The sequence below is a fragment of the Halosegnis marinus genome, assembly GCF_029338355.1.
Lineage (GTDB): Archaea > Halobacteriota > Halobacteria > Halobacteriales > Haloarculaceae > Halosegnis > Halosegnis marinus.
Map to the genome: position 1 here is coordinate 975,023 of NZ_CP119802.1, position 23,092 is coordinate 998,114.

The following is a 23,092-nucleotide window of genomic DNA, read 5'->3' on the forward strand; positions in this document are numbered from 1 at the left end:
CCGGAGGGCAGTTCGCCCGCGTGGGCCGCGTTACCACGGAATCGCGCGGTTTCGGTAGCGGTGAAACACTACCCTTTTGTCGCTGGTATCGCTACGCTCCTGCATAATGGGCCGACGTAAGAAGATCGTACAGGAGTGTGAGAAGCTGATGGACAAACCGGACCAGATCCGGAACATCGCCATCGCCGCTCACGTCGACCACGGGAAGACGACGCTGACGGACAACCTCCTCGCGGGTGCGGGCATGATCTCGCAGGACACCGCGGGCCAGCAGCTCGCGATGGACACGGAGGAGGACGAGCAGGAGCGCGGCATCACCATCGACGCGGCCAACGTCTCGATGACCCACGAGTACGAGGGCACGAACCACCTCGTCAACCTCATCGACACGCCGGGCCACGTCGACTTCGGCGGCGACGTGACCCGCGCGATGCGGGCCGTCGACGGCGCGCTCGTCGTCGTGGACGCGGTCGAGGGCGCGATGCCCCAGACCGAGACGGTGCTGCGCCAGGCGCTCCGCGAGGGCGTCAAGCCGGCGCTGTTCATCAACAAGGTCGACCGCCTCATCTCCGAGCTCCAGGAGGGGCCCGAGGAGATGCAGGAGCGGCTCCAGAAGGTCATCGGCGACGTCAACGACCTCATCCGCGGGATGACGGACGACATGGACGACGTCGACGACTGGACCGTCTCCATCCAGGACGGCACCGTCGGGATGGGCTCGGCGCTGTACAAGTGGGGCATCTCGATGCCCTCCATGCAGCGGACGGGCATGGACTTCGGCGAGATCATCGACCTCGAACAGAACGACGAGCGCCAGGAGCTCCACGAGCGGACGCCCCTGTCGGACGTCGTGCTCGACATGGTCTGTGAGCACTTCCCGGACCCGCTCGACGCCCAGCCCCGCCGTATTCCGCGCGTCTGGCGCGGCGACGCGGAGTCCGACCTCGCCATCGACATGCGCGAGGTCGACCCCGAGGGCGAGGTCGTCCTGATGGTCACCGACATCGGTATCGACCCCCACGCCGGGGAAATCGCCGCCGGGCGTGTGTTCTCCGGCACCATCGAGAAGGGCCAGAACCTCTACGTCTCGGGTACCGCGGGCACGAACCGCGTCCAGTCCGTCGGCATCTACATGGGCGGCGAGCGCGAGGAGGTCGACCGCGTGCCGGCCGGCAACATCGCGGCCGTCACGGGCCTGAAGGACGCCATCGCCGGCTCCACCGTCTCGTCCGTCGAGATGACCCCGTTCGAGTCCATCGAGCACATCTCCGAGCCGGTCATCACGAAGTCCGTCGAGGCCCAGAACATGGACGACCTCCCGAAGCTCATCGAGACGCTCCGACAGGTCTCGAAGGAGGACCCCACCATCCGCATCGAGATCAACGAGGACACCGGCGAGCACCTCATCTCGGGGCAGGGCGAACTCCACCTGGAGGTCATCACCCAGCGTATCGAGCGTAACCAGGGCATCCCGGTCATCACCGGCGAGCCCATCGTCGTCTACCGCGAGTCGCCGACGGCGCAGTCGCGCGAGGTCGAGGGTATCTCGCCGAACCGCCACAACCGCTTCTACATGTCCGTCGAGCCGCTCTCGGAGGACATCGTCGAGCTGCTGAAGCTCGGCGAGGCGACGATGGACATGCCGGAACTGGAGCGCCGCGAGGCGCTGATGGAGGCCGGCATGGACAAGGACACGGCTCAGAACGTCGAGCACATCTACGGCTCGAACATCCTCATCGACGACACGAAGGGGATTCAGCACCTCAACGAGACGATGGAGCTGGTCATCGAGGGGCTCGAGGAGTCGCTCGACGACGGCCCGCTCGCCGCGGAGCCGGTCGAGGGCGCGCTGCTGCGCCTCCACGACGCCCGGCTCCACGAGGACGCCATCCACCGCGGCCCGGCGCAGGTCATTCCGGCGACCCGCGACGCGGTCCACACCTCGCTGATGGACGCCGAGATCCGGCTGCTCGAACCCATCCAGAACGTCCGCATCGACGTGCCCAACGAACACATGGGCGCGGCGTCGGGCGAGATCCAGGGTCGCCGCGGCCGCGTCGACGACATGTACCAGGAGGGCGACCTCATGGTCGTGGAGGGCATCGCGCCCGTCGACGAGATGATCGGCTTCTCGTCGGACATCCGCAGCGCGACGGAGGGTCGCGCGTCGTGGAACACGGAGAACGCCGGCTTCCGCGTGCTGGCCGACAACCTCCAGCCCGACATCATCCACGAGATCCGCGAGCGCAAGGGTATGAAGACCGAACTGCCCGAGCAGATCAACTACCTGTAACCCGGCCCGTCTCTCCTCTCTCTCCCGTTCTCCACCCCGCCCAGCCGCGGCTACCGGCCCGGCAGTAGCGTGTCGTAGGCGTCGTCGATGGCCTCGTTCACCTCGTCGCCGTTACCGCCCCACGGGTTCCGCGAGAAGTAGTAGAGGCCGGCGAACAGCACGCCGACGTCGGTGGCGACCGCCGGCGCGACCGCCGAGAGGCCGAACGCGGTGATGCCGGCGAGGACGCCGGCGGCGAGGATATCGAGCACCTGGTACGCGAAGCTCATACCCGGCCTCGGGCCGCGAACGGTTTCGCGGTTACGGCCGCGGAGTTTGTGATGGACGGGAGGCTTATGCGCGGCGGGGTGTACGACCGGGTATGACCGGGGTGACCGCGTCGTGAGCGACGCCGTACACGCGTACACCGTACGGCTCGAACTCGTGGACGAACCGGGCGAGCTACTGCGCACGCTCGAACCCATCGCGGAGAACGGGGGGAACCTCCTCTCGATATTCCACGAGCGCGGGAACCTCACACCGCGGGGCCACATCCCCGTGGAGGTGGACGTCGAGGCGACGCCGGAGCGGTTCGAGGCCATCGTCGAGGCGCTGCGCGACTCGGGCGTCAACGTCGTACAGGCGGGGGAGGAACGGTACAGCGAGGAGGTGACCGTCGTGTTGACGGGCCACCTCGTGGACACGGACCTCTCGGACACGCTCCGGCGGGTGCAGGACTGCGGGCGTGCGTCGGTGACGGACGTGTCGCTGTCGGCGCCGGGCGGCACCGAGGACGTGTCGTCGGCGCGGCTCCGGCTGGCGGCCGAACAGGGCGGGACGACCGAGGCCCTCGACGCGGTGCGCGCCGTCGCCGCGGAGAAGGACCTGCAGGTCATCGCGCCGCTGGCGGGGGGCGAGGCGTGAGGCTGGCTCTCGCCGGGGCGGGCGCCGTGGGCGCGAGCACGCTCGAACTCGCGGGCGAGTACGGCCACGAGGTCGTCGCTATCGCGGACTCGTCGTCCGCCGCGGTCTCGGAGGAAGGGCTCGACCCCGAGACGGTTCTCGACCGGAAACGGGAGACGGGGAGCGTGGGAGAAGCCGACCCCGAGGCGCTGTTCGCGGCCGACTACGACGCCCTCGTGGAGGCGACGCCGACGACGCTCGGCGACGCCGAACCCGGCTTCTCGCACGTGAAGCGGGCGCTCGAAGCCGACCGGCACGTCGTGCTGGCGAACAAGGGACCGGTCGCCGAGCGGTACGCCGACGTGCGCGACCTCGAAGCCGGAAGCGACGGCGAGGTACTGTTCGAGGCGACGGTCGGCGGGGCGATTCCCGCGCTCTCGACCATCACCGACGTGGGGCCGGGGCGGGTGACCGCCGTCCGGGGCGTGCTGAACGGGACGGCGAACTTCGTGCTGTCGCGGATGGCCGCGGAGGGGCTCGGGTACGAACACGTGCTCGCGGAGGCACAGGACCTCGGCGTCGCGGAGGCGGACCCGAGTTTCGACGTGGAGGGAACCGACGCGGCCCTGAAGTGCGTCATCCTCGCGAACGTGCTGTACGACCGCGAGTACACGCTCGCGGACGCCGAAGTGGCGGGTATCGAGGGAGTTCCGGGGAGCGCGCTCGAACTCGCCGCCGAGGACGGCCGGACGGTGCGGCTCGTCGGCGAGGTGGCCGACGGCGAGGTCCGGGTCGGCCCGCGGCTCGTCCCCGAGAACGGGACGCTCGCGGTGACGGGCACCCGCAACATCGTCCAGCTCGACACCGAACACGCCGGGCGACTGAACATCTCGGGGCGGGGGGCCGGCGGCCACGAGACGGCGAGCGCGGTACTCGCCGACGTGGGGCGGCTCGCCAGGCGATGAGCCGGCGCGTGTGACCGGGTGGCAAACCGCCTGAGGCGGCCGTATTCGGTGGATTCTTTCGAAATCGTTTTACGGGCGAGTATCGAAGAAATCGCACAGCGCCTTAGCGCGTGAGATACACCAATGAGCGACAAACCCCACCAGAACCTGGCCGTCATCGGCCACGTCGACCACGGGAAGAGTACGATGGTCGGGCGGCTCCTGTTCGAGACAGGGTCCGTACCCGAGCACGTCATCGAGCAGTACCGCGAGGAGGCCGAGGAGAAGGGCAAGGGCGGCTTCGAGTTCGCCTACGTCATGGACAACCTCGCCGAGGAGCGCGAGCGCGGTGTCACCATCGACATCGCCCACCAGGAGTTCGACACCGACGAGTTCTACTTCACCATCGTCGACTGTCCGGGCCACCGTGACTTCGTGAAGAACATGATCACGGGCGCCTCGCAGGCCGACAACGCGGTGCTCGTCGTGGCGGCGGACGACGGCGTCCAGCCCCAGACCCAGGAGCACGTCTTCCTGGCCCGCACGCTCGGTATCAACGAGCTCATCGTCGCGGTCAACAAGATGGACCTGGTCGACTACCAGGAGAGCCGCTACAAGGAGACCGTCGAGGAGGTCACGAAGCTCCTCAAGCAGGTCCGCTTCAACACGGACGACGCGGAGTTCATCCCGACGTCGGCCTTCGAGGGCGACAACGTCTCGGAGTCCTCCGAGAACACGCCGTGGTACGACGGCGAGACCCTGCTGGAGGCGCTCAACAACCTGCCGGAGCCGCAGCCGCCGACGGACGCGCCGCTGCGCCTCCCCATCCAGGACGTCTACACCATCTCGGGCATCGGGACGGTCCCGGTCGGCCGTATCGAGACCGGTACCATGAGCCCGGGCGACAACGTCTCCTTCCAGCCGTCGGACGTCGGCGGCGAGGTGAAGACGGTCGAGATGCACCACGAGGAAGTCCCGCAGGCCGGCCCCGGCGACAACGTCGGCTTCAACGTCCGCGGCGTCGGTAAGGACGACATCCGCCGCGGCGACGTCTGCGGCCCCGCCGACGACCCGCCGTCCGTGGCGGAGACGTTCGAGGCCCAGATCGTCGTCATGCAGCACCCGTCCGTCATCACGGCGGGCTACACGCCGGTCTTCCACGCCCACACGGCGCAGGTCGCGTGTACCATCGAGTCCATCGACGCGAAGATCGACCCCTCCTCCGGCGAGATCGCCGAGGAGAACCCGGACTTCATCCAGTCGGGCGACGCCGCGAAGGTCACGGTGCGCCCGCAGAAGCCGCTCAGCGTCGAGCCGTCCGAGGAAATCCCGGAGCTCGGGAGCTTCGCCGTCCGCGACATGGGTCAGACCATCGCGGCGGGCCGCGTCCTGAGCGTCAACGAGCGATAGATGCAGCAGGCACGCGTCCGCCTCGCGGGCACCGCCCCCGAGGACCTCGACAGCATCTGCGGCGACGTCCGGGAGATCGCGGACAAGACCGGCGTCCAGCTCTCGGGTCCGGTGCCGCTCCCGACCAAGAAGCTGGAGGTCCCGTCGCGCAAGTCCCCCGACGGCGAGGGGACGGCGACGTGGGAGCACTGGGAGATGCGCGTCCACAAGCGTCTCATCGACATCGACGCCGACGAACGCGCGCTCCGCCAGCTAATGCGTATCCAGGTCCCGAACGACGTCTCCATCGAGATCGTCCTCGAGGACTGAGCGGGCGTCCGCGACGCGGCGCGTGACACTCTCACGCGCTTTTCGACCGAGGGCGAGAACGTAAGCTACAAACGACCGTCCGGTGTACGGACCACTGCGGGCGAGTAGATCAGCGGCAGATCGCTTCCTTCGCAAGGAAGAGGCCCGGGGTTCAAATCCCCGCTCGTCCATTTCCGACTCTCACCCCGTCGAGCGGCGCGTCCGACGCGGTTTTATCACGCTGCCGGACACAGAGTACCGATATGGACGGGTCGGCGTGGCGGGGGCTGCTCGCGGTTATCGTCGTGGCGGCCGCCTCGTTTATCTTCGGCAGGGTCGTCCGGGCGGGCCTGCTCCTCGCCGGCTACCGGGGGTACTACGCCGCCGACGTCGGGGGACTCGTCGCGCTGGTCGTCTTCCTGCTCGCGGTCGCGGTCCTGCTGTTCCGCCGGTTCTCGCCCTTCTGACGCACGGGCTTATCCGTCGCCCGCCCGTACCCGAACGCGATGGAGGTCACCGGCGACTGGACGCGGGCCGAGGCCGAGGCGTTCCTGACGAGCGAGGCCGGGCGCGTCCCGCTCCGGGTCGCGTGCCGGACGCCCGCCGGGGGGCTGTGGATGCTCTCGTTGTGGTACCGGTGGCGCGACGGGGGACTGGAGTGTGCGACGAGCGCCCACGCCGACGTGGTGGAGTACCTCGACCACGACGACGGCGTGGCGTTCGAGGCGTCGGTGAACGACCCGCCGTACGTCGGCGTCCGCGGGAGCGGGCGGGCGAGCGTCTCGCCCGACGGGGACAAACAGCTGTTGCGCGCGCTCCTCGACCGGTACCTCGGCGGCACGGACTCCGGGCTGGCCGAGCGGCTCCTCCGGCCGGAGCGCGAGGAGGTCCGGGTCCGTATCGACCCGGCGAAGCTGTACACGTGGGACTTCGGCGACCGGATGGACTAGGCGAGGTCGGGAACGCGGTGGACCTCGATGTCCACGGGGCGGCGTTCGCCCTCGATGTCGGCGACCATACCGGCGACGACCGTCTCGGACTCGCGGGCGACGACCGGGGCGAGGCGGTCCACGAGCGCGTCGAGCGGGAGCAGCCGCGTCACCCGCCCGCCGCGCATCGACTCGGGGTCGAACTCGATCCGCAGCCGTAGCTCCGTGGCCTCGCCGTCCTCCAGCGGGTCGAGGAGCCACGACCCGGTCGCGCGCACCCCGTCGGTGGAGCGCCAGTCGATGCGCTCGTTCTCGACGAGGTCCGTCACCCGCTGTTCGGCGGTGTAGGAGAGCTTCCACCACGAGACGGTGATGCGGTAGTCGGTCCCGGGCCCGCCGTCGCCGTACTGGCGCACGGCGTCCACATGGTCCGAGTACACCTCCGTGCCGGAGAAGTCGCGGATGTACGCGAACACCTCGGCCGGCGGCGCGTGCACGACGGTCGAGGCCTCGACGGCGTCCATACGCGAGGGAGGGGCGCCGACCTAATATGTTCGGCGTCAGGTTCGTCCTTCGAACGTCCATCCTCTCGTCTGCATCCGATGACCGCAGCGACCCCACGCGCCGCGACCCTCGCCCGGGAACTCCGCGACCGTCTCGCCGCCGCGCGGCCGATGGCCGCCGGCGGGCTGGCGACCCTGCTCGCGGTGAACCTCGCGGCCGGCGGGAGCGTCCACGGGGCGATACGCCCCGTCGAGTACGCCCTGCTCGCCGTGTTCCTCGCCGACCTCGGGCTGGACGCGCTCGTGGAGGGGCTCTCCCGCCCGCGGCTGGCGGAGGCGGCGGTGGTCGTCCCGTACGCGGCGCTGGTCGTCGGGGCGGTCGTCGGCCGGTGGCTCGGCTGCGGGCTCCCGCCCGCCCTTCGTCCCCTCGCCGGGACGCTGGAGTGGCTCCACGGCGCGACGGCCGTCTGCCGTGAACTGGTCCCCCTGGAGGTCGTCGCCGGCGCGGGCGTCCTCACCGAACTGTCGCTGTCGGTCGTCGAGGAGGTGGAGTTCGAGGCCTAGCCCCGCAGCGCCTCGACCGGGTGGAGGTTCGCCGCCTTCCACGCCGGGTAGAGCCCGGAGACGAGCGCGACCGCGACCCCGAAGCCGAACGCGAGGACGAGATACGGGACGTTCGACGGGTCGAGCACGACGGCGAGCGTCACCTCCGAGAAGTAGTAGAGCCCCCAGACGGCGACGAGCGACAGCGCCAGCCCGACCAGCCCCCCGGCGACCCCGAGCAGGCCGGCCTCCACGACGAGCGTCCGGAGCACGTCGCCCTTCTGGACGCCGACGGCCCGCAGGACGCCGATCTCGCCGCGCCGCTCGTTCGTGCTCATCAGCATCACGTTGAAGATGGCGACGCCGGCGACGACGAGCGACAGCCCCGCGAGCGAGAGCAGGAACGTGTTGAGCAGGCCGAAGAACTCGGAGATGGTGTCCACGATGGAGGAGAGTTCGAACACCGACACCCGCTGTTCGCGGGCGTTGACCCGCTCGCGTATCTCGGCGGCCGCCGCCGAGGCGGCCTCGCGCCCGTTCGCCTGAATCACGACCTGCGACGGCTCCGTGTCGGCGAACTCCGCGGGCGGGAGGACGACGGCGCGGTCGGGGCTGACCGCGGAGATACCCTCCGCCTCGGCGAGGACGGCGACCACCCGGTAGCGGTTCCCCTCTATCTCGATGGCGCTTCCCACCCTCAGTCCGAGCGCGTCCGCGACGCCGCTGCCGACGACCGCGCCGCTCCTGAGCCGCGGCGGCACCGTCCCCTCGGCGGCGTCGAACAGCGCGTCGGGGTTCTCGGTGCCGTACAGCTGTGCCGCGGTGCTCGCGCCGTTCCCCCGAACGAGCGCCCCGCCCGTGATGAGCGGGACGACCTCGCCGCGGCCCTCCGCCGCCCGTCGGATGGTCGCGAGGTCGCGCTCGGTGAACGACTCGACGCCCGCGTCGGCGGCGGGCGACACCGTGACCTGGTTGCCGATGCCGCCGAACGAGTCCGTCGCGGACAGCTGGAGGACGTTGCCGAACACGCCGAGAGTGGCGATGGCGAGCACGCCGATGACGATGCCGAGCGCCGCCAACACGGTACGAACGCGGTTGCGGTTGAGGTTGCGGACCGCCAGCCGGACCGCCGGCAGTCGGCTCACCGCGCCACCTCCTCCTCCTCGCGGGAGAGGTGCCCGTCCACCAGCCGCACGGTCCGGTCGGCGTAGTCCGCGACGAGCGGGTCGTGGGTGACGGTGACGAGCGAGACGCCCCGCTCCGTGATGCGGTCGAACTCCGCGAGCACCTGCTCGCCCGTCTCGCGGTCGAGGTTCCCGGTCGGTTCGTCGGCCAGTACGACCGAGGGGCCGTTGACGAGCGACCGGGCGATAGCGACGCGCTGTTTCTGTCCGCCCGACAGCTCGTCGGGCGTGTGGTCCAGCCGGTCGCCGAGCCCCACGCGCGAGAGCAGGTCCGCGGCCCGCTCGTCGGCGTCCGGGTCGTCGTGGAAGACGGTGGGGAGCGTGACGTTCTCCAGGGCCGTCAGCGACGGGATGAGGAAGAAGCTCTGGAAGACGAAGCCGACGTGTTCCTTCCGGGCGCGGGTGCGCTCGGGGTCGGTCATCGTCGTCGCGTCACGGCCGTTCACGAGGACCGTCCCGCGGGTGGGCACGTCGAGCAGGCCGAGCGTGTTGAGCATCGTGGACTTGCCCGACCCCGAGGGGCCGACCACGGAGACGAACTCCCCGGGCTCGACCCGGAAGTCGACGTCGGCGAGCGCCGTCACGACCTCGCCGCCCCCGTCGTACTCCTTGACGACGCCGCGCAGTTCCAGCGGCGCGGTCATCGCTCGCGGCGCGCGACGAACACGGCCCCGCCCGCGACGGTCGCCAGCGCGAGGACGAGCGCGCCCGCGACGGCGGCGTTGGCCCCGGTCGTCTCGGGCTCCTCGCGCGGTTCGACCCCCTCGACGGGGAGCGAGACGACGCGGCTCCGCTCCTCGCCGCCCGCGCGGTAGGTCACCTCGACGGGGACCGACGTCGCGTTGGCGGCGTCGACGCGGGCGGTGAGTTCGAAGGGCGCGAACTCGCTCCCCTCGACGGTGCCGACGAAGTAGTCGCGGCTCGGGTACGCCGGCTCGACCCCCTCGGCCGCGAGGAGGCGCACGACGACGCCCGTCACCTCGCCGTCGCCGACGTTGCCGGCGTTGCCGGTGACGACGAGTCGCCCGTCGACGAGCGAGAGGTTCACCCCGGTGAGGCGTATCTCGCCGGCCGGCGGCCGGTAGTCGTAGCTCCCCGCCGCGGTGCCGGTCCGCCCGGCGGTCGCGTACTCGACGGTCGCGGTGACGTTCGCCGGGCCGCGGAGCGCGGCGAGGCTCACCTCGACCGTGGTCGACTCGCCGGGCGCGAGCGTCCCGACGGCGACGCGGGGGAGCCGCCGGTCCTCGGTCGTCGGGACGACCACGGCGTCGCGTATCGGGGCGTTGCCGAAGTTCGTCACCTCGACGGCGAGCGCGTCGGGCGCGCCCGACCCCTCGTCGGTGCCCTGCGACCGGAGCGTGTCGCCGCCGGTCGGGGCCGCCCCGCCGCCGAGCAGCCCCTGAATCCCGCCCGCCGCGGCCTCGCCGCCGGCGTCGTCGGCCGCGGGCGAGACGGCCACGCCCACGTCCTCGCGCAGGGGCGCGACGCCGACTGTCTCGGCGTACTCGCCGGCGCGCTCGATGCCGGTGTTCGTGACGTACTCGACGCGGGCGGCGAGCGTCGTATCGCCCGCAGGCGCGGTGTACGTGAAGTTCAGGGTCGCGTCCGCGCCGCCGGCGAGCGAGGCGAGCGTGCGCCGCTCGACGCCCGTGCCGGGCGCGTCGAGCGTCACGACGAGGTTCCGGTACGCCTCGGTGTTGGGGTTCGAGACGGTCACGGAGAGGTTCGTCTCCGCGCCCGCGACGGGGTCGGTGCGCTCGAACTCCACGAGCGGGTCCGCCTGCTCGACGACGACCGTGAGCGGCCGGCGGACGGTGACCGTCTCGTTGTCGGCGTCCTCGCCGACGGCGACGACGGCGAGTTCCTTCGTGCCCGCCGTGGTGAACGCGCGGGTCAGGTCGACGGCGAGCGTGTCGCCGGGGGACAGCGCGCCGGGGCCCTCGGTCGTCGCGAGGACCGTCCCGCCGTCGCGGTTCACCAGCCGTACCTCGGTGAGGTTCACGGCGGAGTTCGAGCCGCCGGAGTTGCGTACCGTCGCGGTGACGGTGACGGGTTCGCCGACGGTCGGGGTGGCGGGCGCGACCGTCAGGTCGGAGACGGCGAGGCGCGCGTCGGGAACGGTCGCCGCCGCCGGCGCGACCGCCGGGGCGACGAGGACGAGGGCGAACAGGACGGCGAGGAGGCGGCGCATTCGGATGGGTTTGACTAGGCGGTCAGCCCGCAAAAGGGTTGGCGTGGCTACGTCTCCGCGCCGCCGACCGAGAGGTACTCCTCCAGCAGGTCCTCCCGCTCGTTCAGTTCCTCGACGGTTCCCTCCCACGCGTTCGCGCCCTTGTCGATGATGTAGGCGCGCTCGGCGAGGTCGAGCGCGAAGTCGACGTTCTGCTCGGTGATGAGGACGGTCACGTCCTCGGCGACGACCTCCGAGAGCACGTCGTAGAGGTCGTCGACGATGACCGGAGCGAGCCCCTCCGTCGGCTCGTCCAGCAGGAGCAGGTCGGGGCTCTGGATGAGCGCGCGCGCCACCGACAGCATCTGCTGTTCGCCGCCCGAGAGGTTCCGGCCGCGGTTCTGCCGCAGTTCGCCGAGCACCGGGAAGATGTCGTACATCTCCTCGACGGGCCGGGGCTCGCGCCCGCGGCACATGTCGTGGGCCACCTGTAGGTTCTCGTTGACGGTGAGCGTCGGGAACACCCGCCGCTCCTCGGGCACGAGCTTCACGCCCGCGTTCGAGATGCTGTTGACCGACGCGGCGGAGATGTCGTCGTCGCGGTAGGTGATGGTGCCCTCCCGGCGCGGGATGGTGCCGGTGATGGTGCGCAGCGTCGTCGTCTTGCCCGCGCCGTTGCGGCCGAGCAGCGCGACGACCTCGTTCTGCTCGATGTCCATGTCGAGGTCGAACAGGACGTGGCTGTTGCCGTAGAAGGCGTTCACGTCCCGCAGTTCGAGGACGCTCACGCCGTCTCACCCCCGTCGGCCCCCTCGTCGGTCTCGCCGAGTCCGTCCTCGGCCAGTTCCTCGTCGTCGTCGAGCCCGAGGTACGCCTCGCGGACGCGCTCGTCGGCCATCACCTCGTCCGGCGTCCCGTCCGCGATGAGCGCGCCGTTGTCGAGCACGAGGATGCGGTCGGAGATGCCGAGCACGACCTCCATGTCGTGTTCGGTCACGACGAACGTGGTGTCCGTCTCCTCGTCCAGCCGCTCGATGAGTTCGACCATCCGGCGGGTCTCGGTGGCGTTCATCCCGGCGGTCGGCTCGTCAAGCAGCACGACCGAGGGGTCGGTGCCGAGCGCGAGCGCGATCTCCACCTTCCGCTTGTCCCCGTGCGAGAGGTTTTCACAGACCGTGTCCGCGATGTCCTCCAGCCCGACGAGCTCGATTATCTCCCACGCGCCGTCGGTGAGTTCGGGGTCGCTCTTGGCGACCGCCGTCAGGTCGAGGGTGCGCCCCTCGCGGCTGATGCGCGCGATGCGGATGTTCTCCAGGACGGTGAGCCCGTCGAACACGTTGTTGATCTGGAACCCCCGCGACAGCCCGAGGTTGGCTATCTCGTTGGCCGAGCGGTTCGTGACCTCGACGAGGTCGCCGCCGCGCTCGCGGAGGTGGACGGCGCCCGAACTGGGCGCGAGCCGCCCGGTCAGGAGGTTGTAGAACGTGGTCTTGCCGGCCCCGTTCGGGCCGATGATGCTCGTTATCTCGCCGGACTGGATGTCCACGGACACGTCGTCGACCGCGACCAGCCGGCCGAACTGCCGGCGCAGATCCTCCGTCTTCAGGACCGTCGTCACGCGGACCACCCCGTGTGGGCCGCGTGAGTAGGCCACTCGCAGCCCGCGAGGGAGCGTCCCGAGCAGGAACGTGTGGACGTAGTCATGCTTCGGCACCCCCGAACAGGCCCTCGGGCTTGACGAGCAGGACGACGATCATCGCCACGAAGGGGATGAGTTGGCCCGCCCCGGCCACGTAGATGCTCCCGACGGCGATGGAGACGCCGACGAAGTAGGCGCCGACGAACGCGCCGGTGAAGGAGCCGAGACCGCCGATGACGGCGATGACGAAGGCGTTGATGATGACCTGATTGCCGAGGCTCGGCGTCACCGACTGGGTCGGGATGGCGAGCGCGCCACCTAACCCGGCCAGCGCCGCGCCGACGAAGAAGACGAGCGTGTACAGCCGCGGCACGTTCACCCCGAGCAGCGCGGCCATGTCGCGGTCCGAGGAGGTCGCCCGCACCAGCCGCCCGATGTTCGTCGTTCTGAGGACGACGAAGAGCGCGGCGAGCACGACGATGGACATCGCGATGAGGAAGGCGCGGTAGGTGGGGAGCGAGAGGCCGCCCGAGATGACCAGGTCGCCCTGGAGCAGCGCGGGCGGGCGGACGACGTTCGACCCCGTCCCGAACGTCGTCCGGATGGCGTCGGTCAGCATCAACACGAACGCGAACGTCAGGAGCAGTTGGTCGAGGGGTTCCCTGTCGTACACGCGCCGGATGAACACCCCCTCGATGAGCGCCCCGATGAGGCCGGCGACGAGCAGGCCGACGACGACGCCCGGCCAGAAGCCGATGCCGAGCGCGCCGAGGAACGGCACCGAGACGACCCCGAGCGCCCACAGTGCCGCGTACGCGCCGATCATGTACAGGACGCCGTGCGCGAAGTTCAGGACGTCGAGGACGCCGAAGATGAGGCTCAACCCGACCGCGATGAGGAACAACCGGCCCCCGATGGAGAGGCCGGTGATTATCTGATCGAAGAGCAAGCCCTGTGATACCATACCGAACGACACCGATAGACAGGGATTAAACCTTACGACGACGGCGGCGGCCCTTCCCCCCTATAGTGGTACGTTTGACCCAGCATATTTATGGGGGTTGTTCATAATAGGGAATCAGGTATGTCGAACGACCACACGGACCAGGGTACGAACGGTTCCTCACGGCTGACGACGGGCATCGACAGACGGAAGTTCCTGACCGCGACCGGCGCGGGGGCCACGGCGGCCGTCGCGGGCTGTTCGGGCCTCACCGGTGGCGGGGGCGACACGATCAAGATCGGCGGGGTGTACCTGCTGTCGGGCATCGCGTCGGCGCTGGGGACGGCCTCGGCGAACGCGGCGCGGGTGGCGGTCGAGCAGATCAACGAGGACGGCGGTATCGACGGCCAGGAGGTCGAACTGGAGGTCCGCGACCACGGCGAGGACCCGCAGGCGCAGATCCGCAGCGTCGCCCAGGAGTACAACGCCGACGTGATGATCGGCCTCACCTCCTCGGGCGTGACGCTGGGGTCGGCCCCGACCATCGAGTCGCTGGGGGTGCCGTTCACCCTCACCGACATCGGGACGCCGTACATCACCGAGTACGACACGGACGCGTACGGCGACTACTTCGAGGCCGACGACGGGAAGGCCGCGTTCACGCCCAACATGTTCCGGGCGAACTCGATGACCTCCCACATGACGTACGCCATCGCGAAGTACGTCGCCGACAACTACGGCGCGATGCGCGTCGCGAACATGGGCCCGAACTACGCCTACGGCCAGCAGTGCTGGGAGTACTTCCAGGCGTACTCCGAGGGCCTCGGCGTCGACCACGAGTACGTCGCGAGCGAGTTCCCCGAACTCGGCGCGAGCGACATGACGCCGCAGATCAACTCCGTGCTCAGCGCCGACCCGGACCTCGTGTTCACGAGCTTCTGGGCGGGCGACACGACGACGTTCATCTCGCAGGCCGCCGACCAGGGGCTGTTCGACGAGGTCGAGGACGTCTTCGACACCATCGGCGCGGACCCGACGGTGTACGAGGCGCTCGGCGACACCACGCCGGAGGGCATCCACATGTCCGGCTGGTACTGGCCGACGGCGTACGACAACGAGAACAACCAGGCGTTCCTCGACGCGTACGAGGAGCGGTTCTCCAGCGACGACACCACGCCGAACATCCCGGGCTTCACCGGCGGGAGCACGTGGGCGGCCATCTACATGTACAAGCAGGCCATCGAGGCCGCCGGCTCCACGAACGCCGACGACATCATCTCGGAGATGGAGGGGCTCACCCTCGAGGAGGACCCCCGCGGCCCGGTGACCATCAACGAGGACAGCCACCAGGCGAACGCGCCGTGTGTCATCGGCGAGACGAGCTTCGACGTCGACGTGCCGTACGACGGCGCGGGGCTCGCCAACACCCAGACGTACACGCTCACGCGGAGCCGGGCGGAGGAACTGCTCGAGGGCAGCGGCCTCGGTCCCGGTATCTAGATGAGCTACGGGGCCAGCGAACGACTGCCGATTCCCGAGAGCCGGACCCGCATCGTCGGGTTCGCCGTCGCAGCGGTCGCGCTGCTCGCCGCGCCGTTCGTCCTGGGCGGCTTCCAGACGGACCTGCTCGCCAGCACGCTCATCTTCGCCGTCTTCGCGACGGCGTTCAACCTGCTGTACGGCTACACCGGCCTGCTGTCGTTCGGCCACGCGATGTTCGTCGCCGCGTCCGGCTACACGGTCGCGAAGGTCGTCCAGCAGGTGGTGCCGGCCATCGGTCTCGAAGGGGTGTTCGGCGGCGCGACGCTGCTCGTCGTGTGGCTGCTCGCGCTCCTCCTTGGCACGATCGCCGCGGCGCTGCTGGCCGTGGGCATCGGCTACCTCTCGGTTCAGCTGGAGGAGATCTACTTCGCGATGATCACCCTGTCGTTCTCGATGGCGATCTACGTCATCGTGAACCAGGACATCATCGGGACGGTGCTCGAACAGCTCGGCATCGGGGGCGGGACGTTCACCAACGGCTCGGACGGCCTGACCTTCCGGCTCGGGGAGGTGAACCTGTTCGGCTTCGAGTTCCGGCTCGTCGATATCGCCGACCCGACGGCGTACTACTTCCTGACGCTCGTCGTGTTCGCGGTCGGGATGTACGCGCTGTACCGGGTCGTCAGCTCCCCGTTCGGGACGACGTGTCGGGCCATCCGTGAGAACCCGGAGCGCGCCCGCGCGCTCGGCATCGACACCCGCTACCACTCGTGGATGACGTTCATCATCTCCGGGGCCTTCTCGGGGCTGGCCGGCGCGGCGCTGGTGATGCTGGAGACGAGCATCCTCCCGGCCGACGCCTTCTGGACGGCGTCGGCGACGCCGGTCGTGATGACCGTCATCGGCGGCCCGTACTCCTTCTTCGGGCCGCTCATCGGCGCGTTCACCTACGAGTACCTGCGGTGGTTCATCCGGCAGTTCCCGCTGCTGGAGGAGTTCTGGGAGTTCAGCTTCGGCTTCCTGCTGCTGATAGTCGTGCTGTTCTTCGACAACGGCGTCTCCGGCGGCGTCACGCGCTTCCGCGCGTGGCTCGGCGTCGCCCGGACCCGCTACCGCGAGGACGGCGCGGGCGGCGTCGCGTCGCTCGTCGGCGAGACGGTCCGCAAGTGGGCGCGCGCGTTCGTCGAGACGGTCGCGGACGCGCTCCGCTCGCTCGCGTCGCGGCTCAACCCCTCGTAACGCGGGGGACCGGCCGGCGCGGTCTTCTTTGTGACCGGGTCCCTACCCGCGGGTGTGTCACGCGCGCTCCTCGTCGCCGTGCTGCTCGTCCTCGCCGGCTGTAACGCGCCGGCCGGGGAGCCGACGGTCGGCGAGTCGGTGACGGCCGCGCCCGTCCCGGAGGTCCCGACGACGGCGACCCCGGCGGGCCGGTTCGCCCCCGGCGTGCGCGACGACGGCGTGGACGGGACCCGCCTCGCCGACGCCCACGAGCGGGCGCTCGCGAACGCCTCGTACACGGTGAACCAGACGCTCGTCCGGCGGTACGCGAACGGGTCGCTCCGGTGGCGCTACGTCACCGTCGGGCGGTTCGGGGCGACGCCGGGCCGCTTCGCCACCGTCCTCGACCGGACCGACCGCGAGGACGGCGCGCTCCGGACGCGGACGGTCCGGCGCTACGGCGACGGCGAGCGCGCCTATCAGTCGGTGACCGAGGGGAACACGACGACTGCGGGCCTGCTCCGCTGGCCCGAGGGGGACCCGCGCGACCCGGGCGACGTGTACCCGGACCGCCTCACCAACGCCCGCGCGATAGAGCGGGTGTTCACGCTCGTGGAGACCCGGCGGACGGGAACCGTCGTCGTGAACGGGACGCGCTACGCCCGCATCGAGAGCGTCGCGAACGCCTCGGTCCCGCCGCTGTGGAACGTCACCGTCACGGCGCTCGTCTCCCCCGAGGGGCTGGTCCGCGAGTACCGGGTCGCCTACGACGTGACCCGCGACGACGGGAGCGTCCGCAGCGTCGTCGCGCTGTCGTACACCCGCGTCGGGGAGACGAGGGTGACCCCGCCGCCGTGGGTCGAGTCGATACGGAACGAGACGACCGAGCGGCGGCCGCTCCGGCCGCTTTCGTGACTCGGTCGCACTGACGGACGGCTCGCGTGTCGCTCCGCTCCCGCTCGCACTGACGGACGGCTCGCGTTACTCGCCGTCCCGCAGCTTCCGGCGCTGTATCTTCCCCGTCGTCGTGGTGGGTAGCGCCTCGACGAACGCGATCTCTCGGGGGTACTCGTGTTTCGCCAGCGAGTCGCGCACGAGCGCCCGGAGTTCCTCGCGCAGGTCGTCGTCGCCCGCGACGCCGGCGACCGGCTGGACGAACGCCTTGATTATCTCGCCGCGGAGGTCGTCGGGGACGCCCACGACGCCGACCTGCTCGACCGAGGGGTGTTCGAGCAGCGCGCTCTCCACCTCGCCGGGGCCGACCCGGTAGCCCGCGGTGATGATGACGTCGTCGTCGCGCGCCTTGAACCAGAAGTAGCCGTCCTCGTCGCGCCGCCCGAGGTCGCCCGTGAGGTGCCACGACCCGCCCGCGTCGTCCTCGACGGTGGCGGCCGCGGTCTTCTCCGGGCGGTTCAGGTACTCGTGGAAGACGACGGGGTCGGGTTCGCCGCTCGGGGCCGTCCGGCGCACGGCGAGGTGGCCGACCTCGTCGTCGGGCTTCCGCTCGCCGGTGTCGGGGTCGAGGACCGCGACCTCGTGACCGGGCGCGGGCTTGCCCATGCTCCCCGCTCGCGCGTCGAACCACCGCCGGCAGTTCGTCACGAGGAGGTTCGCCTCCGTCTGTCCGTACAGTTCGTTGACGGGGACGCCGCCGAGTTCCTCGTCGGCCCACGCCAGTATCTCGGGCGTGAGCGGTTCGCCGCCGGAACAGACGGCTTCCAGCGCGAGGTCCCACTCGTCGGGGTCCTCGTTCATCAGCATCCGAATCGCGGTCGGGGGGAGGAAGGCGTTGGTGACCGCCTCCCGGGCGAGCACGTCGTAGGCCTCGCGGGCGTCGAACGACCCCATCGGGTAGCCGACCACCGGCTGTCCGTAGTGCCACGCCGGGAAGAGCAGGTCGCCGAGCGCGCCGATCCACGCCCAGTCGGCGGGCGTCCAGAACGTCCCCTCGGTGTCGAGTTCGAAGTACATCGAGAACGCCGGACAGTGGCCGAGCCACACGTCGTGACCGTGGAGCACACCCTTCGGCGGCCCCGTCGAGCCGCTGGTGTACATGACGATAGCGGGGGTCTCCGGTGTCGTTTCGACCCGGTCGAACGCCGCGGGCGCGTCGAGCAGGGCGTCGAACGCGTCGAGTCCGTCGGCGACCCCCTCCCCGCGCCAGTCCACCTCGACGTGGTGGGCGAGCGCGTCACACGCGGCCGCGGCCTCGCGCACCGCCGCCCGGCAGTCCGTGTCCGCGACGACGGCGACGGCCCCGGAGTCGTCGAGGCGGCTCTCCAGCCCGTCGGGGCCGAACAGCACGGAGAGGGGAAGCGACACGGCGCCGAGTTTCCAGCAGGCGAGATGGGTCAGCGGGTTCGCCGGCACCTGCGGCAGAACGACGGCGACGGTGTCGCCCGCGCCGACGCCCCGGGCCGCGAGCGCGTTCGCCACCCGGTCGGAGGCGGCGTCGAGGTCGGCGAAGGAGTACGTCTCCGCGCGCCCGTCCGGGTAGCGCTGGCGCAGCGCCGGCGCGTCCGTGTCGTCGTGTTTCCGCAGGAGGTCCGCGACGAGGTTGTAGTCGTCCGGGACGTTCCACTCGAACCCCTCGCGTGCGGCCCCGTAGGTCGGGTAGTCGAGGTCGATGTGCCACGGCATACCGTGGTCGTCATCCGCACGGGGCTAAAACCCTCGCCGGCTCAGAACGGCTTCTCGCGCTCGGGTTCGTCCTCGTCGGACTCCATCTCGCGCAGACGGCTCTCGATGTCGGAGCTGTCGCCGCCGTCGGCCACCTGTTCGACCGCCCGTTCCGGCTCCGCGTCGACCGCCTCGGCCTCGCCGTCCTCGTCCGCGCCCTCCTCGGCGGCCGCCGGCTCCGTCTCCGTCTCGGTGTCAGGCCCCTCCACGCTCGTGTCCATCCCGAACGCCGACGAGAGCGCCTCCCGCATCGAGCGGACCTGCGCGGCGACCGTCTCCAGTTCCGCCACGTCGGCCGCGAGGTCGCCGCGCTCCTCGCGCGCCTCCGCCTCGACGCGTTCGAGTTCCGCGGTGAGCGTCTCGCGCAGCGCGTCGAGTTCGGCGTCGAGTTCCTCGCGCGCCGCGGCCACCTCGTCGGCGACGCCCTCGACCTCGGTTTCGAGCGCCGCGCGCTCCGCCTCGGCCTCCGCGGCGACCTCGTCCAGCCGCGCGTCGAGGTCGTTCACGGCCTCGCGGACCTCGGCCGTCGCCTCGTCCACGCGGTCGGCGAGCGCGTCCCGCTCCTCGCGGGCCGCCGCCGCCTCTTCGCGCAGGTCGGCGACGACCTCCACGGGCGGTCCCTCCTCGTCGAGCAGCTCCTCCAGCGGCGTCACGTACGCCGCGAGGTCGTCCACCCGCCGCTGGACGTGGTCGAGGCGCGCCGTCTGACTCCCCGACAGCGTCGCGCCGAGTTCCTCGGCGAGCCGTTCGCGCGTCGCCTCGTCCACCTCGCCGGCCTCCAGTTCGGCGGCGAGCGCGGCGGCCACGGAGCCGCCGGCGACGCCCGCGGCGGCCGGGGTGGCCGTATCGTCGGTTTCGTCTTCCGTCGCCTCCTCGGCGTGGTCGTCCAAGGCGTCCGCGTCCCCGTCGTCGTCGTCCGCGTCCGCGTCGACCGCTTCGTCGGGGTCCGCGGGGTCGTCGTCCGCGTCCTCCGCGTCCGTCGGGTCGGCGAGGTCGAGGGCCGTATCGTCGTCCGTGTCCCCCTCCTCGTCGGCCTCGTCGGCGGCCGCCCCCTCGTCTTCGAGTTCGCGGATGGCCGGTTGGAGCGGGCCGTCGGCGTCGTCGGGCTCGTCGCCGTCCGCCGCCTCCACGACTGCCGGTTCGGGGTCGTCGAAGTCCTCCAGTTCCTCGATACCGCTGGACTCGGTGCGGGCGGTGTCGGGTTCCTCGTCGCCGCCGCCGCCGAGAAAGCGGCTCACCGCCCCGCGGAGGCCGCTGTCGCTCGTCCCCGACGAGCCGCCGCCGGACGTGTCGCTCGACGCGGCCGGGCCGGCGGCCGCGAGCGGGTCGGCGTTGAGGCGGAGCGCCGGCGTCTCCCAGTCAACCTCCAGTCCCGTGGTGTCGAGATAGGCGCCGTACACGATGGTCAGCGGGTCGTCGGGCGTGACCTCAGCCTCGAACGCGACGCACTCGGCCGTCGCCTCGCCGGTCTCCGGGGTGTGGTCCGGGTGGAACCCGACCTGGTCGGGACCGACCGCCGCCGGCAGGTCGTCGGTCACGCGAACCGTCGCCGGCGCGTCCGCCGTGACGCTCAGTTCCACGATGACCCCCTCGCCCTTGACCGTGACCGAGCGCTCGACCCGCGCCGGCCCGTCGGTCGTCGTTACGGACTCCTCGCTCATGTGTCCGGCTCTCGTCCCCGTCAGCATGAGTGTTTCCCCGCTTTCTCACCGCGTGAGAAAGCCGTTAATCGAAGGCTGCGGGGTTCACTTCGGAGGCCGAGCGGTCGAGGTCGTCGGGGTCGGCGTCCTCCTCGTCGACCACCTCGATGCCGCGGTTGTTCACCGCGTGCGGGTCGAGGCCGACCTCCTGGAGGAAGTCCTTGTAGATGCGCTCGCAGGTCTCGGCGGCCTTCCCGCGCTCGGAGGCGTGGTCGCACAGGTCCGCGAGCACGACGCCCTCCGGCGTCTCGTCCTGGTAGATTATCCAGTGGTTGACGAGGTCCGACAGCCGGCGGATGGGCGAGGTGAAGTGGCCGTATATCTCGAAGTTGAGCGCGTGGTGGCCGCCGAACGGGTCGGACATGTACTTCGCCCGCGGCATGACCTTCATCACGGCCCACTGTATCTTGTCGAGCTGGCGGCCGGGGGCCTCCTCCAGGGTGGCGTTGACGGCCTTCCGGGGGTCGTCCCACGCCGCGCCGGGGATGGAGACGCCGTCGAGGTCCTGTATCTCCTGGAGCGCCTCGTCCCACTTCTCGGGGGTCGGCTGCGGGTGGACGCGGAACATCGCCTCCAGCCCGCGCGACCACTGGAGCTCGTGGGTGACGGCCTTGTTCGCCTTCAGCATGCACTCCTCGATGATGGTGTGGGCGCGGTCGCGGCGCGGATTGAGCACGAGCGAGCCGTCCTCCTTGCGCTGTTCGTGGAGGCTGTCGGCGAGCTCGTGGACGAGCGTGAGTTCGTCGTGGAGGTCGGCGTCCGCCTCGTCCAGCCGGTTCTCCGCCTGCTTGTACGTCAGCCGCTCGTCGGAGTGGACGACGGACTTGTAGATGTCGATGGACTCGTTCGACAGCGTCTCGCCGTCTATCTTCATTTCCACGGTGTGTGCCAGCCGGTCCTCGTTCGGCACGAGCGAGCAGACCGTCTCGGCCAGCGCCGGCGGGAGCATGTGCATCGTGTAGCCGGGCAGATAGACGGTGTTGCCCCGCTTGAGCGCCTCCTCCCACATCGCCGTGCCGGGCTGGACGTAGTGGGTCACGTCGGCGATGTGGACCCACAGCCGGTAGCCGTCGTCCTCGCGTTTGATGGAGATGGCGTCGTCGAAGTCCTGCGCGTCCGCCGGGTCGATGGTGCAGGTCGTCAGGTCCCGGCAGTCGGTGCGGTAGTCCTCGCCGATCTCGGACTCGATTTCGGCGTCGATGTCCGTGGTGCGTTCCTCGGCCTCGCGGATGACCTCGCTCGGGAAGGCGTCGCGGAGCTCGAACTCCTCGAACAGCTCCTTCCGCTTGTTGTCGAGGTGGCGGGCGAGATCCTCGTCGATGCGGACGGGACCCTGGTCGTCGTCGGTCATGCCCCGGCTTCGAGACGGTTTCAGTTAGGCGTGTCGGGCGCGAGGGGCAAGCGAGCGAAGCGACCGCAGGCCCTCGTACGAGCGGGAGCGGCGCGGGACCGGAGGTCCCGCGGACCGTGCGAGCGGGCCGGAGGCCCGCGAGCAACGAGTGGAGCGAGCGACACGCGAGGCGGGCGTGGCGAGCCCGGAGGGCGAGTCACGGAGCGAACGGGAAGGGAACGGCGAACGAGCAACGCGGGCGCGTTCGACCGGAAACGGGGGGCTACGCCGTGACCGCGGCGCGCAGGCCCTCGGCGGAGAGGATGAGTCGGCCCGAGTCGTCCACGGGGTCGAGGAGGCCGCGCTCGCGCAGGCCGGCGGCGACGCCCGCGGGGTCGGCGAGGTCGGTTCGGGCGGGGAGCGCGTCGGGCGCGAGCGCGCCGTCCGCGCGGGCGAACGCCCGGAGCACGGTCGCCTCGGGGTCGGTGAGTCGCTGGGTCATATGCCGGCGTTCCGGAGCATCGGCTATGAAACCGGGGGGTCGGGGCCGACCCGGCCGACGAGGACGTACGCGACGACCAGGGAGGGCGGGAGCGCGGCGGCGACGAACAGGAACTGCGTGACGGGGTCGGGCGGCGGCGCGAGCGCCGACCCGGCGACGAAGGCGAGCAGCGAGCCGAACCCGAAGGTCCCGACGGTTCGTTCGCGGTCGCCGGGGGGCGAGGCGCGCGCGCCGGCGCGGCCCGCGGCGACGAGCACGAGGTAGACGGGGAGGACGAACGGCACCGCGGCGCTCGCGACGGCCCACAGCGCCGGGCGGTCGCTGTCGCGGTCGCGGTCGCGCGCGTCGTCGTACACCCAGACGGCGGCCGCGAGGAGGCCCGCGGGGAGGAGAACCAGGGTGAGGGCGACGACGTTGCTGGGGAGCGACCCCTGGAGAACCGGCGTCGTCACC

Annotated in this window: 24 protein-coding genes and 1 tRNA gene; 12 read left to right on the top strand and 13 right to left on the bottom strand. The window is 70.7% G+C overall.

The window, feature by feature from the left end; translation table 11 throughout:
* Positions 1-106 precede the first annotated feature (106 nt).
* A complete protein-coding gene (locus tag P2T37_RS05480; RefSeq protein ID WP_276235788.1) occupies positions 107-2,293 on the top strand; it encodes an elongation factor EF-2 in 2,187 nt (728 codons plus the stop codon).
* A 50-nt stretch (positions 2,294-2,343) separates the two neighbouring features.
* Here the strand turns inward: P2T37_RS05480 and P2T37_RS05485 are convergent, their stop codons facing one another.
* Positions 2,344-2,562 (bottom strand): hypothetical protein, encoded by a 219-nt coding sequence (locus P2T37_RS05485; protein ID WP_276235789.1) that lies wholly within the window; start codon positions 2,560-2,562, stop codon positions 2,344-2,346.
* 112 nt (positions 2,563-2,674) lie between these two features.
* Here P2T37_RS05485 and P2T37_RS05490 point away from each other — a divergent pair, with 112 nt between their 5' ends.
* The 7 genes from P2T37_RS05490 (at position 2,675) to P2T37_RS05520 (ending at position 6,767) form a co-directional block, all read left to right on the top strand.
* Positions 2,675-3,196 (top strand): amino acid-binding protein, encoded by a 522-nt coding sequence (locus tag P2T37_RS05490; protein WP_276235790.1) that lies wholly within the window; start codon positions 2,675-2,677, stop codon positions 3,194-3,196.
* Entirely contained in the window at positions 3,193-4,140 is a 948-nt protein-coding gene (locus P2T37_RS05495) for a homoserine dehydrogenase (protein ID WP_276235791.1), read from the top strand. The genes P2T37_RS05490 and P2T37_RS05495 overlap by 4 nt, the downstream gene beginning before the upstream one ends.
* Before the next feature lie 123 nt (positions 4,141-4,263).
* The gene (gene tuf / locus P2T37_RS05500; protein WP_276235792.1) at positions 4,264-5,529 is read left to right on the top strand and encodes a translation elongation factor EF-1 subunit alpha; all 1,266 of its coding nucleotides are present in this window, start codon (positions 4,264-4,266) and stop codon (positions 5,527-5,529) included.
* Complete coding sequence (gene rpsJ / locus P2T37_RS05505) at positions 5,530-5,838, top strand: 30S ribosomal protein S10 (RefSeq protein ID WP_276235793.1); 309 nt, start codon at positions 5,530-5,532, stop codon at positions 5,836-5,838.
* A 98-nt stretch (positions 5,839-5,936) separates the two neighbouring features.
* Positions 5,937-6,008, top strand: a tRNA-Ala gene (locus P2T37_RS05510).
* Between the two features lie 72 nt (positions 6,009-6,080).
* A complete protein-coding gene (locus tag P2T37_RS05515) occupies positions 6,081-6,284 on the top strand; it encodes a hypothetical protein (RefSeq protein WP_276235795.1) in 204 nt (67 codons plus the stop codon).
* Between the two features lie 39 nt (positions 6,285-6,323).
* Positions 6,324-6,767, top strand: coding sequence for a pyridoxamine 5'-phosphate oxidase family protein (locus P2T37_RS05520; protein WP_276235796.1), 444 nt, complete (start codon positions 6,324-6,326; stop codon positions 6,765-6,767).
* Here the strand turns inward: P2T37_RS05520 and P2T37_RS05525 are convergent.
* A complete protein-coding gene (locus P2T37_RS05525) occupies positions 6,764-7,270 on the bottom strand; it encodes an SRPBCC family protein (protein ID WP_276235797.1) in 507 nt (168 codons plus the stop codon). The genes P2T37_RS05520 and P2T37_RS05525 overlap by 4 nt on opposite strands.
* Positions 7,271-7,348: 78 nt before the next feature.
* Between P2T37_RS05525 and P2T37_RS05530 the strand changes: the two genes are divergently transcribed.
* Positions 7,349-7,813, top strand: coding sequence for a hypothetical protein (locus P2T37_RS05530; protein WP_276235798.1), 465 nt, complete (start codon positions 7,349-7,351; stop codon positions 7,811-7,813).
* Here the strand turns inward: P2T37_RS05530 and P2T37_RS05535 are convergent.
* The 6 genes from P2T37_RS05535 to P2T37_RS05560 form a co-directional block, all read right to left on the bottom strand.
* Positions 7,810-8,937 (bottom strand): ABC transporter permease, encoded by a 1,128-nt coding sequence (locus tag P2T37_RS05535; protein ID WP_276235799.1) that lies wholly within the window; start codon positions 8,935-8,937, stop codon positions 7,810-7,812. The two genes, P2T37_RS05530 and P2T37_RS05535, sit on opposite strands and share 4 nt — an antisense overlap.
* A complete protein-coding gene (locus P2T37_RS05540; protein WP_276235800.1) occupies positions 8,934-9,620 on the bottom strand; it encodes an ABC transporter ATP-binding protein in 687 nt (228 codons plus the stop codon). Before P2T37_RS05540 ends, P2T37_RS05535 begins: the two co-directional genes overlap by 4 nt.
* Complete coding sequence (locus P2T37_RS05545; protein WP_276235801.1) at positions 9,617-11,167, bottom strand: CARDB domain-containing protein; 1,551 nt, start codon at positions 11,165-11,167, stop codon at positions 9,617-9,619. The genes P2T37_RS05540 and P2T37_RS05545 overlap by 4 nt, the downstream gene beginning before the upstream one ends.
* Before the next feature lie 47 nt (positions 11,168-11,214).
* Positions 11,215-11,934, bottom strand: a complete 720-nt coding sequence (locus tag P2T37_RS05550; protein WP_276235802.1) for an ABC transporter ATP-binding protein — start codon at positions 11,932-11,934, stop codon at positions 11,215-11,217.
* Positions 11,931-12,764, bottom strand: coding sequence for an ABC transporter ATP-binding protein (locus P2T37_RS05555; RefSeq protein ID WP_276235803.1), 834 nt, complete (start codon positions 12,762-12,764; stop codon positions 11,931-11,933). Before P2T37_RS05555 ends, P2T37_RS05550 begins: the two co-directional genes overlap by 4 nt.
* An 82-nt stretch (positions 12,765-12,846) precedes the next feature.
* On the bottom strand, positions 12,847-13,749 hold the full coding sequence (locus P2T37_RS05560) for a branched-chain amino acid ABC transporter permease (RefSeq protein ID WP_276235804.1): 903 nt from the start codon (positions 13,747-13,749) through the stop codon (positions 12,847-12,849).
* Between the two features lie 120 nt (positions 13,750-13,869).
* Between P2T37_RS05560 and P2T37_RS05565 the strand changes: the two genes are divergently transcribed.
* Genes P2T37_RS05565 through P2T37_RS05575 form a run of 3 tightly spaced genes read left to right on the top strand, consistent with a single transcriptional unit; the run spans position 13,870 to position 17,343 of the window.
* A complete protein-coding gene (locus P2T37_RS05565; protein WP_276235805.1) occupies positions 13,870-15,228 on the top strand; it encodes an ABC transporter substrate-binding protein in 1,359 nt (452 codons plus the stop codon).
* Positions 15,229-16,449, top strand: a complete 1,221-nt coding sequence (locus P2T37_RS05570) for a branched-chain amino acid ABC transporter permease (protein WP_276235806.1) — start codon at positions 15,229-15,231, stop codon at positions 16,447-16,449. It begins immediately after the preceding gene.
* 54 nt (positions 16,450-16,503) lie between these two features.
* Positions 16,504-17,343 carry a DUF7537 family lipoprotein gene (locus P2T37_RS05575; protein ID WP_276235807.1) on the top strand — a complete coding sequence of 280 codons (840 nt, stop codon included), beginning with the start codon at positions 16,504-16,506 and terminating at the stop codon, positions 17,341-17,343.
* Between the two features lie 66 nt (positions 17,344-17,409).
* On the opposite strand, the gene P2T37_RS05580 is transcribed toward P2T37_RS05575, so the two are convergent.
* The 5 genes from P2T37_RS05580 to P2T37_RS05600 all read right to left on the bottom strand — a co-directional run bounded on the left by P2T37_RS05580 (position 17,410) and on the right by P2T37_RS05600 (position 23,091).
* Complete coding sequence (locus P2T37_RS05580) at positions 17,410-19,068, bottom strand: AMP-binding protein (RefSeq protein ID WP_276235808.1); 1,659 nt, start codon at positions 19,066-19,068, stop codon at positions 17,410-17,412.
* A 41-nt stretch (positions 19,069-19,109) separates the two neighbouring features.
* Positions 19,110-20,768: a hypothetical protein gene (locus tag P2T37_RS05585; protein ID WP_276235809.1), complete on the bottom strand. Its 1,659-nt coding sequence runs from the start codon at positions 20,766-20,768 to the stop codon at positions 19,110-19,112.
* Between the two features lie 64 nt (positions 20,769-20,832).
* Positions 20,833-22,158 carry an RNB domain-containing ribonuclease gene (locus P2T37_RS05590; RefSeq protein WP_276235810.1) on the bottom strand — a complete coding sequence of 442 codons (1,326 nt, stop codon included), beginning with the start codon at positions 22,156-22,158 and terminating at the stop codon, positions 20,833-20,835.
* Between the two features lie 262 nt (positions 22,159-22,420).
* A complete protein-coding gene (locus tag P2T37_RS05595; protein WP_276235811.1) occupies positions 22,421-22,639 on the bottom strand; it encodes a hypothetical protein in 219 nt (72 codons plus the stop codon).
* Positions 22,640-22,662: 23 nt separating this feature from the next.
* Positions 22,663-23,091 carry a hypothetical protein gene (locus P2T37_RS05600; RefSeq protein WP_276235812.1) on the bottom strand — a complete coding sequence of 143 codons (429 nt, stop codon included), beginning with the start codon at positions 23,089-23,091 and terminating at the stop codon, positions 22,663-22,665.
* Between the last annotated feature and the right edge of the window lies 1 nt (position 23,092).